11 protein-coding genes are annotated in these 12,145 nt (G+C 57.3%); 8 read left to right on the plus strand and 3 right to left on the minus strand.

Going from position 1 to position 12,145, the window contains the following annotated elements; translation table 11 throughout:
- Positions 1-23 precede the first annotated feature (23 nt).
- The 5 genes from J3362_RS15825 to rdgC are packed head-to-tail and all read left to right on the plus strand — an operon-like array spanning position 24 to position 2,960.
- Entirely contained in the window at positions 24-773 is a 750-nt protein-coding gene (locus J3362_RS15825; protein WP_349521017.1) for a YciK family oxidoreductase, read from the plus strand.
- Complete coding sequence (locus J3362_RS15830) at positions 773-1,006, plus strand: glutaredoxin family protein (RefSeq protein WP_349521019.1); 234 nt, start codon at positions 773-775, stop codon at positions 1,004-1,006. The genes J3362_RS15825 and J3362_RS15830 overlap by 1 nt, the downstream gene beginning before the upstream one ends.
- Positions 1,007-1,018: 12 nt before the next feature.
- On the plus strand, positions 1,019-1,789 hold the full coding sequence (gene yaaA / locus J3362_RS15835) for a peroxide stress protein YaaA (protein WP_008171447.1): 771 nt from the start codon (positions 1,019-1,021) through the stop codon (positions 1,787-1,789).
- Between the two features lie 24 nt (positions 1,790-1,813).
- Positions 1,814-2,014, plus strand: coding sequence for a DUF2788 domain-containing protein (locus tag J3362_RS15840; RefSeq protein ID WP_064227465.1), 201 nt, complete (start codon positions 1,814-1,816; stop codon positions 2,012-2,014).
- Between the two features lie 19 nt (positions 2,015-2,033).
- Complete coding sequence (gene rdgC, locus J3362_RS15845) at positions 2,034-2,960, plus strand: recombination-associated protein RdgC (protein ID WP_349521021.1); 927 nt, start codon at positions 2,034-2,036, stop codon at positions 2,958-2,960.
- Between the two features lie 56 nt (positions 2,961-3,016).
- On the opposite strand, the gene J3362_RS15850 is transcribed toward rdgC, so the two are convergent.
- Positions 3,017-5,761 carry a bifunctional acetate--CoA ligase family protein/GNAT family N-acetyltransferase gene (locus tag J3362_RS15850; RefSeq protein ID WP_349521022.1) on the minus strand — a complete coding sequence of 915 codons (2,745 nt, stop codon included), beginning with the start codon at positions 5,759-5,761 and terminating at the stop codon, positions 3,017-3,019.
- 209 nt (positions 5,762-5,970) lie between these two features.
- On the opposite strand from J3362_RS15850, the gene J3362_RS15855 reads away from it, so the two are divergent.
- Positions 5,971-6,897, plus strand: a complete 927-nt coding sequence (locus J3362_RS15855; protein WP_349521023.1) for a histone deacetylase family protein — start codon at positions 5,971-5,973, stop codon at positions 6,895-6,897.
- A gap of 6 nt (positions 6,898-6,903) precedes the next feature.
- On the opposite strand, the gene J3362_RS15860 is transcribed toward J3362_RS15855, so the two are convergent.
- Positions 6,904-7,821, minus strand: coding sequence for a flagellar protein MotY (locus J3362_RS15860; RefSeq protein WP_349521728.1), 918 nt, complete (start codon positions 7,819-7,821; stop codon positions 6,904-6,906).
- A gap of 183 nt (positions 7,822-8,004) precedes the next feature.
- Between J3362_RS15860 and pyrC the strand changes: the two genes are divergently transcribed.
- Positions 8,005-9,036, plus strand: coding sequence for a dihydroorotase (pyrC, locus tag J3362_RS15865; protein WP_349521025.1), 1,032 nt, complete (start codon positions 8,005-8,007; stop codon positions 9,034-9,036).
- 44 nt (positions 9,037-9,080) lie between these two features.
- The gene (rnt, locus tag J3362_RS15870; protein ID WP_349521027.1) at positions 9,081-9,737 is read left to right on the plus strand and encodes a ribonuclease T; all 657 of its coding nucleotides are present in this window, start codon (positions 9,081-9,083) and stop codon (positions 9,735-9,737) included.
- 74 nt (positions 9,738-9,811) lie between these two features.
- On the opposite strand, the gene J3362_RS15875 is transcribed toward rnt, so the two are convergent.
- Positions 9,812-12,058, minus strand: coding sequence for a methyl-accepting chemotaxis protein (locus tag J3362_RS15875; RefSeq protein ID WP_349521028.1), 2,247 nt, complete (start codon positions 12,056-12,058; stop codon positions 9,812-9,814).
- Positions 12,059-12,145 lie beyond the last annotated feature (87 nt).

Consider the following 12,145-nt stretch of genomic DNA (forward strand, 5'->3'; position numbering starts at 1 on the left):
AAAGCCTGACACGGAGACAGGTTATGCATGATTACCAAGCACCCGCCGATCTTCTGAAAGACCGCATCGTGATGGTTACGGGTGCCGGCAGCGGCATTGGCCGGGCTGCAGCCAAGGCCTACGCCGCCCATGGCGCCACCGTGGTATTGGTAGGCCGCACGGTCCGCAAACTCGAAACGGTTTACGATGAAATTGAGGCAGCGGGCCACCCCAAGCCTGCCATCGTGCCCATGAACTTCGAGGGCGCCGCGGTGAAAGACTACGAAGAATTGGCTATGACCCTGGAAGATAACTTCGGGCAGTTGGATGGTTTGCTGCACAACGCGGCAATTCTGGGCGACCGCAGTCCCGTGGAGCTTTATGACCCGGAAACCTGGAACAAGGTCATGCACGTGAACGCAACGGCGCCGTTCCTGCTAAGCCGGGCAATGATTCCCCTGCTTCGCAAATCCGACGACGCCTCGGTGATCTTCACCTCCTCTGGTGTCGGCCGCAAGGCAAAAGCCTACTGGGGCGCCTATGCCGTCTCCAAGTTTGCCGTGGAGGGTCTGAGCCAGTTGCTGTCCGAAGAGCTGGACGACGAGCGTCACAATGTCCGGGTAAACAGTCTGAACCCCGGCGCGACCCGTACCAACATGAGAGCCCACGCCTATCCGGCGGAGAATCCACAGCAAAATCCGGCACCAGAGGACCTGATGCCGATTTACCTGTACCTCATGGGCAAGGACAGCCAGGGTGTCAACGGCCAGAAACTGGACGCACAACCGAAATAATGGAACTGCTTTTTTACACAACCTCTCAGTGCCACCTGTGCGAACTGGCCGAAGCCCTGCTTGTAAGCACGCCCATGCCGGAGCCGATCCCGGTAGAGGTGGTGGACATTGCCCAGTCCGAAGAACTGGTAGAACGCTACGGTACCCGGATACCGGTGCTCCGACGCAACGATACCGGTGTGGAACTGGACTGGCCTTTTACCAGGGATAACTTACTTACATTCCTGCAATGAGGATTGCCTGACATGTTGATGGTTATTTCCCCTGCCAAAACGCTGGATTACGAGAGTCCGCTGGCGACCAGTACCTATACTCAGCCGGAATTCCTTGAGGATGCCTGCGAGCTGGTCGACCAGCTTAAAACGCTGGAGCCGCACCAGATCAGCAATCTGATGAGCATCAGCGACAAGCTTGGGCAGCTGAACGCCGAGCGCTTCCAGAACTGGCACACACCTTTTACCCCCGAGAATGCCCGGCAGGCTGTGCTGGCTTTCAAAGGTGACGTGTACACCGGCCTGGACGCCGAGAGCTTCAGTGAACAGGACTTCGACTTTGCTCAACAGCATCTACGCATGCTTTCCGGTCTTTATGGCGTCCTGAAACCGCTGGACCTGATGCAGCCCTACCGCCTGGAAATGGGTACCCGGTTCGAGAATAACCGTGGCAAGGATCTGTATGCCTTCTGGGGCAGCAAGATCACAGAGGAGATCAACCGGCTGCTTGCGGATGACGACGGCGTGCTGGTCAACCTCGCCTCCAACGAGTATTTCAAAAGCGTAAAGAAGAAAGACCTTGAAGGCCGGCTGATTACCCCCCAATTCAAGGACTGGAAGAATGGTCAGTACAAGATGATCAGCTTTTATGCCAAGAAAGCCCGAGGGCTGATGTGTCGGTTTGCCATTCAGAACCGCATTACCCAGGCCGACGACCTCAAGGGATTCAACCTCGAAGGCTATTACTTCAGCGAAGACCAATCCGATAAGAACAACTGGGTTTTCCTGCGGGATGAACAGTAATCCACGTTGAAATCGGAGTCAGCAATGAACGAAGCAATGTTTTCCCAGATCGCCATGCTGGTGTTTCTGACAGGCCTTATTGTCTGGATGGGTTTCATCGTCTGGGATCTGGCCAAGAAATCCCAGGCCGGCAAGTTCGGCACCATCGCACTGTTTACGGTGCTGGGCGCCGGCGTTGTGGGCTTTATCGTTAAAACCGTACTCGTAGAGATCATGCAAATATGAAAGACAAGGACCAGCTCTGATGTGGTTTCGCAACGCCCGCGTATTCCGAATTACCAAACCCTTTGACATCTCTGCCGAAGAGCTGGAAGAAAAGCTCCAGGCCGACGCCTTCAAGCCCTGCGGACCTCAGGAAACCAGCCGGCAGGGCTGGGTTCCGCCGCTGGGCAAGCATGGCGAACAGCTGGTTCACAGTGCCAACGGCTATCACTTGATTGCCCTGCGCAAGGAGGAAAAGATTCTTCCCGGCCCAGTGGTGAAAGAAGCCGTTGAGGAGAAGGCCGAAGCCATAGAGTTCGAGCAGGGCCGGAAGGTCCGACGCAAAGAAAAGGACGAAATCAAGGAACAGGTAATGCTGGAGATGCTGCCCCAGGCCTTCTCCAAGAACCGCCGCTCCTTTGCCTACCTCGCCCCCCAGGACGGTGTTCTGGTGGTGGACGCGGGTTCGGCCAAGCAGGCGGAAGATCTGGCCTCGACTCTGCGCAAGAGCATCGGATCGCTGCCGGTTCGTCCACCCGCGGTGGAACAGGCACCGGCTTTCACCTTTACCGGTTGGCTGAACGAATCCATCGACCTGCCCGGCAAGGTGGTTCTGGGCACTGAATGCGAACTCAAGGATCCGTCTGAAGATGGCGGGGTGGTGCGTTGCAAAGGCCTGGACCTGAAAGCCGATGAAATCCGCAACCATCTGGATGCGGGCATGCAGGTGACCAAGCTGTCCCTGACCTGGGACGACAACGTCTCCTTTGTGCTGGATGAAGAACTGGGCATCCGTCGCCTCAAGTTCGGCGAAACACTTCAGGATCAACTGGACGATGTCGACGTGGACGACCACGCTGCCAAGTTTGATGCGGCTTTCACGCTCATGACCCTTGAGCTGTCCCGGCTGATTCCAGGGCTCCTGGAAGCGCTCGGCGGCGAAGATCGGTCTGCGATTGTCGAAGAGTAGTGCCGTAAATCCGGGCCAGATACCCGCCTTATCTGACCCGGCCTCCCTTGCGCTCTTCAGTGGGCGCTCTTTCCCAGCCGCTCTCTCTGCCAGTCTTTTTCCGGTTCGTTCAGGACCAGCCGCAGATCCATCACTTCCTCTTCGGTATTGAACTTGATTTCAAAGCCCAGATGTTCCGCCAGCTGCAGCATGGGACGATTATCCGGCAGCACATTGCCCACCATTTCCACGGTGCCCCTGGCCCGACAGTAATCGATCATCTTCTGCATCAGGGCAACGCCGAGGCCTTCGCCCTTCATTTTATCGTGCACCATGACCGCGAACTCGCATTGCAGGTTATCGGCATCGGTCCAGGTGCGCACGGTTCCCAGGGTTTCCTCGCCTTCCCCGTCTTCCCTGGGCGCGTTGGCAATAAAAACCATCTCCCGGTCGTAATCGATTTGCACCATCTGGGCTACGTCTTCGCGAGAGAAATGCTTGCGATACTGGAAGAACCGGTAACGAATGGATTCCGGCGACTGCAACTCATGGAACGCCCGGTGGGCAGGCTCATCTTCCGCCAGTACCGGTCGAATGATGACCCGGCGCCCCGATTTGGGCAAAACAATCCATTCCTCCAGTTCCCGCGGGTAAGGCTGAATAATCGGCCGCCCCGGCTTGTCGGCCAGATTGATGGCAATATTGACAGCCACGGCCCCCTGCTCGTTGAACAGCAACGGCGAGATCTCAAGCCCCTTGATTTCCGGAATGTCGATAACGATCTGTGAGAGGGTGACCAGGGTCTCGGACACCGCGCGGATATCCTCCTCCGGCTTCAGGCTGTGCTCTTTCAGCAGCTTGTACATGTAGGTACGGCGCAGAAGCTCACGGGCCAACACCATGTTCAATGGCGGCAGTGCGATCTGACGATCGGTCATCACGTTTATCTGGGCGCCAGCTGCACCACAAACCACCAGGGGCCCAAACAATGCGTCCCGGGTAATGCCAACACTGAACTCGATCCCACCCACGTGCTGGTAGGAACGCTGAACCGCAAACCCGAGAAAACCACTGTCCGGGAAATGGCTCTTGTACTCCTCCATCAGGTAGCGGCAGGAATCCATGATGGCCGCCTCGCTGTTCAGTTTCTGGACCGTGCCCTTGTAACGACGCTGGGTGGGACTCAGGTCCAGGAAAGGATGGCACGCCTGCTCATGAATGATGGTGATATCGATGGGGCGCCGCTCAACCGCAAACACCTCCAGCACCTCTTCCATATCGTCGCAGTACATGGTTTCGATGGTGTTGATCCCGTAATCCCGCACCAGATCCCGGGCTTCCCGGTTCGACAGGTGATACCGACCTGCTCGCAGTGCCCTGTTGACCACATGACGGGTGTGGGTGCGGTCTGCAAAGTGGTCGGTAAAGGATTCCGGCGTTTCCGTAAGCAGCCGCTGAACCCGCTGGTGACGAACATGCTGCATGAATGCCATCACCGCTTTTTCGGGATTGAAGAACGACGGCAGCCCGGCCCGGTAAAACTCTTCCCGCGCATCCATGACCGTACTTTGGCCGAGCCAGCAGGTGAACACATTCAGACGTGTGCCCTTGGACGCCTGCACAACGGCGTCCGCAATCTGCAGGCTGTCCTCCGTCAGACTCGGGGCATACATCACCAGAACGTTTGCCACTTCCGGATCCTTTGCCAGGATCTTGATGGCCTGGCCATACAGCTCCGGCGAGGCATCGTAGTTAAGGTCAATGGGGTTTTTACGGGTCCAGTAAGGTGGCAGCAGCTCGGCCAGGTTCTCAATGCTGGATTTCGACAGCTCTGCCAGTTCACCACCAAGATCCGCCAACCGATCCACGGCCAACACCCCGGGTCCGACCCCATTGGCCATGATCGCCAAGGTTTCGCGGCGCAAGGGACGCATCCGCGTCAATGTCTCGAGCGCATCAAACATCTGGCCAAGGCCATCCACCCGGAGCACACCTGCCCTCTGAAGCATGGCGTCGTAGATTGGATCGCTGCGTTTCAGGCCATCAGGAAGGTCATGGGAAAACCACTCCGACTCCGGTACCCGCCCGGACTTCACCGCAATCACAGGCTTTGTGCGGGACGCCACCCGAACCGCCGACATAAAACGCCGGGCATTGGGAATGTTTTCGATGTGCAGAAGAATCGCACGGGTCTGGGTGTCCTGAGCCAGATAATCAATCAAGTCGTCGTGATCGATATCCATGCCATCGCCCAGGGTCAGAAAGTAGGAAAACCCCACACCACGGGCGAACGCCCAGTCTATGACCGAACTGGCGATGGTGCCGGACTGGCCAACGAAGGCAACCCGGCCAGGGATAGCGCCCATATGGGCGTAGGTAGCGTTCAGGCTGCGGGCGGGGACCATCAGGCCAATGGTGTTGGGGCCCAGTACCCGGATTCCGGTTTCCCGGGCCGCTTCTCGAACCGAATACATCAGGGGCTGGCCGGTTTTGCTGTGAGTACGTGACATGCCGCCGGTCATAACGATCGCGGTGCGCACCCCGGCTTCCCCCAGCCGCTTGATGGTCTTGGCCACGGTATCCGGCGGCGTACAGATGATTCCCAGGTCCGGGGTAAATTCCATTTTTGAGACTTTCTTGACGCAGGGAACCCCGTGCACGTTGTCGTAATCGTTCTGGTTCACCACCAGTAACCGGCCCGGATAACCGCCCCCCATAAGATTCCGCAATACCATACCACCAAGGTTGTCTGCCCGCTCCGACGCACCGATCACCGCAATGGATGCGGGATTGAACAGGCTCTCCAGATACCGGGTGCTCAAGCTGACTCTCCTTCGTATGCGGCCGGCAGGCCGTTGGGGAAATAAATGTAATAAAACAGGTTACTTATGAGTGTATCTCTTATCTTAGGCCTTGATCCGCCGATGTGAAATGACTATCGCCCCTATAAGACCAAAGAAACACGGCAACGTGCACTTTTCCCTGATAAGCTTGAAGAAAATATAAGCATATCGAAGGCAGTCCGAGACGTATGACCACGGCATTCTTTTCCCACGATGACTTCATGAAACACAACATGGGGCCGGAACATCCGGAAAGCCCGGAGCGGCTGGCGGCCATCATCAGCTACCTTGCTGATACCGGCCTGGACCAGAAGCTGGACTGGGTTCGACCGGAAGAAATCACCCGTGATCAGCTTCTGATGGTGCATCCGGAAAAATATCTCCATCAACTGGACCTGATGCAACCGACCCGCGGCCGCGTGTTTACCGACCCGGACACGGCCATGATGCCCGACACCCTTCGAGCCGCCCGTCTCGCAGCTGGTGCCAATGTCCAGGCCGTGGATATGGTTATGAGCAGCCAGGTTACCAACGCGTTTGTTTGTGCCCGACCGCCCGGGCACCATGCCGAGCGGGCGAAATCCATGGGGTTCTGTTTTTACAACAACGTTGCCCTCGCCGCCATGCGCGCCCTCACCTTTCATCATTTGGAGCGAGTCGCGATCATCGATTTCGACGTGCACCAGGGCAATGGCACCGTAGACATTGTCGGTGGCGACGAACGTATCCTGATGTGCTCAAGCTTCCAGCACCCTTTCTACCCGCACTCCCACGTGCACCGGCAGGCCGACAACATCGTGAATATTCCGATCGAGGCAAACTGTTCGTCTGAAGAGTACCGGAAGCAGGTGGAGGCGGGATGGCTGAAGCGCCTGAATGAATTCAAACCGCAGTTGATCCTGATTTCGGCGGGTTTTGATGCCCACCGGCTCGATCCGATGGCAGAACTGAATCTGGATACGGAAGATTATCGCTGGCTAACAGAAATGATTGTGAGTGTCGCCAGTGAGCACAGCAATGACCGGATCATTTCAACCCTGGAAGGCGGTTACCACCTGCGGGCCCTGGCGGAAAGTGTCAATGCCCACCTGGAAGTTCTGGATTCGGTTTACTGACGCCAATCAGCCCCTGGGTTCGCCGCCATAGCCGTTAGCCTGCTGCAGTTCCGGGCGGTCACCGGCCCGTTGCAGGCGGATATTGGTGCGGCGGTTATCTGCGGGCCGGTTGGATACCGGGTACTGGTCGCCGTGAGCCCGAACCGTAATCATGTTTTCATCAATACCGCTCGCCTTGAGGTAGTCAGCCACCACATTGGCGCGATCCTCGGACAGCGCACGGTTGTCGATCCGGCTGCCAATACTGTCACTATGACCATCCACGAAAATCCGCTCAACCGTGGAATCGGCATTCACATAAACCACGATGTTATCCAGTAGTTGCCTGTCGGCATCGGACAATTGCGTGCTGCCGCTCGCAAAGGGCACCCTCGAGCGCTGGATCTGATCAAAGTTTACCGGCAGAAGATTGGACGTACAGCGCTGATAACGCTGGTACTCGCCGGCGAAGTTGATGTTGGAGACCTGAACCCGCACCGGGCGGCCATCAAACCACGACTCCCTGGTTACCGTCGGACGCATCCCGTCCAGCAGGCCATGGGCGACCACGAAGGCCTGACGGGTATCCAGCGAGACCTGACGGCGATCATCCGATACATTGACCGTTCCCAGGGGCTTCGGCGCCACACCCGGACGCCAGGCCGGTGCCTCGACCACAAGGCTGCCGCGCCCTGGTCGCATCAAGGCAGCATCGGACTCCAGGAAAAAGCTGAGACTTTCGCCGGCGCGATGATTGAACACAGCCCGACCGTAGCCGGGAACTTCGTGCACCAGGCGGCATTCGAATACCGACTCGGCGAGATACCACTGGCTGTTCTCGATTCCGGCGCCATAGCTGGCAGCCTGCGCAGTTGCCCGCAGAAGCAACACGGGCAACGTGGCAACCAGCAGAGTATTCAGGAGTTGTCCGGGGCGAAATCCCATAGAGCTAGCCATCAGTGTCCGGAGTTAGCAGAGTCAGACTGTTTATCGGCCTGAGCCGGAAGTTCTTTAGCCACTAACCGGAAAACAATCACCCGCGCCTTCTGGTATAATTCGCCAAATTTTTCAGGCTCCCAGAGAATCGGGCACAAGCTCGCCCCGCCAAAGGTATTTCGGACAACCGCCATGACAGACAAGCTCACGCTCACACGCCCCGACGACTGGCACCTGCACGTACGGGACGGCGACATTCTCACGGACGTGGTACCGGCTACGGCTGCCTGCTTCGGTCGCGCCATCATCATGCCCAACCTGGTACCGCCGGTGACAACCGCAGCCGATGCCACAGCCTACCGGGAACGCATTCTGGCGGCTGCCAATGGCGCTGCATTCGAGCCGTTGATGACGCTGTATTTGACCGAGAGCATGACGGCGCAGACTATCCGGGATGCCAAGGCTGCCGGCGTTGTGGCCGCCAAACTTTACCCGGCCGGCGCAACGACCAATTCCGACTCCGGCGTGAAGGATATCCGCAACATCTACCCGGTTCTGGAGGCCATGGCCGATTGTGGCATGCTGCTGCTGGTACACGGCGAGGTAACCGATGCCGATATCGACATTTTCGACCGGGAAAAGGTGTTTCTGGAGCGTGTCCTGGCACCCACTCTCGAGGCTTTCCCGAACCTCAAGGTTGTACTGGAACATATCACCACGGCCGATTCCGCAGAGTTTGTCCGGCAGCACGCCGGAGAAAACCTCGGTGCGACTCTGACGCCCCAGCACCTGATGTATAACCGCAACCACATGCTGGTAGGCGGCATTCGACCGCATCTCTATTGCCTGCCAATCCTGAAGCGTAACCGCCATCAACAGGCGCTCAGGGACGCGGTGGCCAGCGGCGACAAACGCTTTTTCCTGGGCACGGATTCCGCCCCTCATTCGAAGGATCGCAAAGAGGCAGCCTGCGGTTGCGCTGGCTGTTACTCGGCTTACGGCGCAATCGGCCTGTATGCGGACATTTTCGAAGAGCTTGGCATCCTGGATAAACTTGAAGCATTCGCCAGTTTCAACGGGCCGGATTTCTATGGCCTACCGCGGAATACCGATACCATCACCCTGATTCGTGCCCCCTGGACCATGCCGGCAGAGCTGCCGCTGGCCGACGGAACCATCGTGCCCCTCAAGGCTGGTGAAACCGTTCACTGGAAACTGGCGTAAACCTGACTTATTCCTTCTCACACACGGCCAAGACCGGAGCTTGAGTGACTGACGAAAACAAACCACCGCATCCTATGTCCCGCCGCTTTCGCGGGTTTCTGCCTGTTGTAGTCGACGTGGAAACCGCTGGCTTCAATCCCGAGCGGGACGCCCTGCTGGAAGTGGCGGCAGTGATACTGACCATGGACGAGGACGGCTGGGTGCGGCGCGCTGAGACCCACGTTCAGCAGATCGATCCTTTCGAAGGCGCGAATCTGGAGCAGTCCGCCCTTGATTTCACCGGTATTGATCCGTGGAATCCGGAGCGAGAAGCGGTACCCGAGCGGGAAGGACTCAGCGAGATCTTCAGCCCCATTCGCAAGGCGGTAAAGAACCACGATTGCAAGCGAGCCGTCCTGGTGGGCCACAATGCCACCTTCGACCATAACTTCATTTTTGCAGCCGCGCTGCGGGCCGACATCCGTCGTAACCCGTTCCATCCTTTCTCAACCTTCGATACCGCCACGCTGGCTGGCCTGGCCTATGGCCACACGGTTCTGGCCCAGGCCTGCAAACTCGCGGGCATTCCGTTCAGCAACAAGGAAGCCCATTCCGCCGCCTATGACGCGGAAAAAACCGCAGACCTGTTCTGCGGCATTGTGAATCGCTGGAAAGAACTGGGCGGCTTTCCGCCTCCGGTGATCCCCGAAGAGACCGAGTAACCGCCATAAAAAAACCCGCTGAAGCGGGTTTTTTTCTGTGTGCCAGGCATAATTGTGGAAGGCACGCCTCGTACTCAGCTGACTTTAAACCGGGACAGCGAATCCTTGAGCTGATGAGACAACTCCGCCAAGTCACCACTGGCTTCGGAGATCTGGACCATGGCCTGTTTGGTCTCCAAGGACTTTTCAGCAATTGTGGATACGTTGCGCGTTACTTCTTCGGCCGTGGCTGATTGCTCTTCGGAAGCCGTAGCAATCTGCTCGGCCATACCGGACATCCGGGTGACCTCTTCCACTGCCTCGCGAAGCTGCAACACTACGGTTCCGGCCCGCTCAGAAATACCTCTGGCCTGGGTGCTGCAACGGGTAACGACCTTTGAAGCACGCTCCGACGAATTGACCAGAGTTTCGATGGAACTACTGATCTCCTCGGTCGCCTTCTGGCTGTTCTGGGCCAGGCTGCGCACCTCATCCGCGACCACCGCGAAGCCCCTGCCCTGTTCACCGGCCCGGGCCGCTTCAATAGCGGCATTCAGAGCCAGCAAGTTAGTCTGGTCGGCGATGGACTTTATCGAATCCAGAACCCTGGTGATGGATTCCATATTCTTTCGCAAGTCCTCTATGCCGGCTTCTGCTTCCTCCAGTTCCCTGGCCATAGCACGGGTGTCCGCAGCGGAGGATTCCACCTCGGTGGCGCTGCGGCTGACCGCCTCATCAGTGCGCCGGGCGGCGGCTGCCGATTCCGAGGTATTCTGGGACACCTCGCTGATGGCAGAGGACATTTCTTCAATGGCCGACGCCACCTGCTCAGTCTGCTCTGCCTGCTGATTCACACTGTCCAGAGTCTGCGAGGTGGTGCCGGACAACTGTTCAGATGCACTGGCCTGGCGCTGGGAAGCCTCTTCAACCTTGAAGATCACTTCTTTCAGGTCCGACACCATCTTGAGCATGGAGCCGTATACGCCCGTGGCCCTGTCACTGTCGGACGAATCAATGACCAGGTTACCCGCAGCCACCTGTTCCGCCAGTGCCTGCAATTCGGCCGGGTCTTTGCCAAGGGGTTTCATGATCCGCGCCGCGGTCCAGACTGCCACGGCCACCACAGCCAGGAGCACAATAGCAATGGCTATCGCCGTCAGCGTCCACATTTCACGCACCGGCGCCAGGGCCTCGTCTTCGCTGATCTCCGCCACAAGCGCCCAGTTCAGCCCGCCTACGGTAACTGGCCTGTGGGCGGAAAACACTGGCTCGCCACGGTAGGACGTAACCACGCCTTCACCGGAATTTCCGACCAGGGCCTCATCCACCGATGTCGAACTAATGCGTCCATTCTCCGGGTCGGCAAAAGAAGCGACAACACTGCGATTTTCCGGATCCAGGTATGAGTCTGACCGCATCAGGTTATCCGGGCCCACCAGATAGGCATCCCCGGTTTCGCCCATGCCATCTCGCTCCATCATGATGTTGTTCAGGCTGTCAATGGGGAACTGGAAGGCCAGCACGGCCAGCCGCTCATCTTTTTCGGAATATATGGGGGTTGCCACAAATCCGGCGGGCGCACCGTAGGACGGTACATACCGAGTAAAATCAACAAAAGTCGGAGCAGTATCCTGTCCGTCAGACATCGCCTGACGATAAGCTGCCGCCAGGCCAGAATCCGCGTAGGGACCGTCTTTCAGGGAGGTAGCGAAATCCACCTCTTTGGCTACGGAATAGATAACGTGGCCTGTATCGGCATCAATGAGATAAATATCGTAGTAGCCAAACGCCTCCTGAAACTCCTTGAACGAGGTGTGCCACTGTTTGTGAAGCGTGTTATAAAACTGCGCGATATGGACGTCAGCCGATACCAATTCGTCTTTCTTCCCCACAGGATTCGGGTTGTCCACGATGTAACCCATCTGCAGAGCCAGGCTGTTTTTGCTGAGGGATGCAACGAAGTCCGAGGCTGAACGTCCGTTAGCACCACCATTTTGCTGCAAGGGTGGCAAAAAATTCTGCTGATAATAAGCCTCGACCTTTTCTCGTAAGGTCGACTGCTCCTCTTGTACCAGTTTTTCATAATTCTGGAATGCCAAACCAAACCCCTGGGCCGCCGTTCGGGTCCCGCGATTATTGGCCATGGCTTTCAGCTGCCGGGCAATAGTGCTGAGATAATCTTCAACACTATGCTGCTTATTGGTAGCCGCAATAGAGAGTTGTTGCAACGCCTGTTCCGTCAGGCTCTGTCGGGCAATTTCGGCGTTAAAAAATGAGATGGCAATGACGGGAAGCAGGCCAACCAGCAGCAAGGTCAGCAAAAGACGTTTCTTGAGAGTCATCAATAGCCCTTCTTTTATGTTGTTCTTATGTTAACCATCGGCTATCGGCTGGTTTTCTTTAGCCCAGAACACTTCATAAAAGAGGCG

It is taken from the genome of Marinobacter sp. NFXS11, assembly GCF_040148675.1.
Lineage (GTDB): Bacteria > Pseudomonadota > Gammaproteobacteria > Pseudomonadales > Oleiphilaceae > Marinobacter.

What these genes read in the sequence shown, in the direction of transcription:
- J3362_RS15830 (WP_349521019.1), top strand. Translation starts at nt 773, where the DNA reads ATGGAACTGCTTTTTTACACAACCTCTCAGTGCCACCTGTGCGAACTG.
- J3362_RS15875 (WP_349521028.1), bottom strand. Translation starts at nt 12,058, where the DNA reads ATGACTCTCAAGAAACGTCTTTTGCTGACCTTGCTGCTGGTTGGCCTG.
- J3362_RS15825 (WP_349521017.1), top strand. Translation starts at nt 24, where the DNA reads ATGCATGATTACCAAGCACCCGCCGATCTTCTGAAAGACCGCATCGTG.
- J3362_RS15860 (WP_349521728.1), bottom strand. Translation starts at nt 7,821, where the DNA reads ATGGGATTTCGCCCCGGACAACTCCTGAATACTCTGCTGGTTGCCACG.
- J3362_RS15840 (WP_064227465.1), top strand. Translation starts at nt 1,814, where the DNA reads ATGAACGAAGCAATGTTTTCCCAGATCGCCATGCTGGTGTTTCTGACA.
- J3362_RS15855 (WP_349521023.1), top strand. Translation starts at nt 5,971, where the DNA reads ATGACCACGGCATTCTTTTCCCACGATGACTTCATGAAACACAACATG.
- rdgC (WP_349521021.1), top strand. Translation starts at nt 2,034, where the DNA reads ATGTGGTTTCGCAACGCCCGCGTATTCCGAATTACCAAACCCTTTGAC.
- yaaA (WP_008171447.1), top strand. Translation starts at nt 1,019, where the DNA reads ATGTTGATGGTTATTTCCCCTGCCAAAACGCTGGATTACGAGAGTCCG.
- pyrC (WP_349521025.1), top strand. Translation starts at nt 8,005, where the DNA reads ATGACAGACAAGCTCACGCTCACACGCCCCGACGACTGGCACCTGCAC.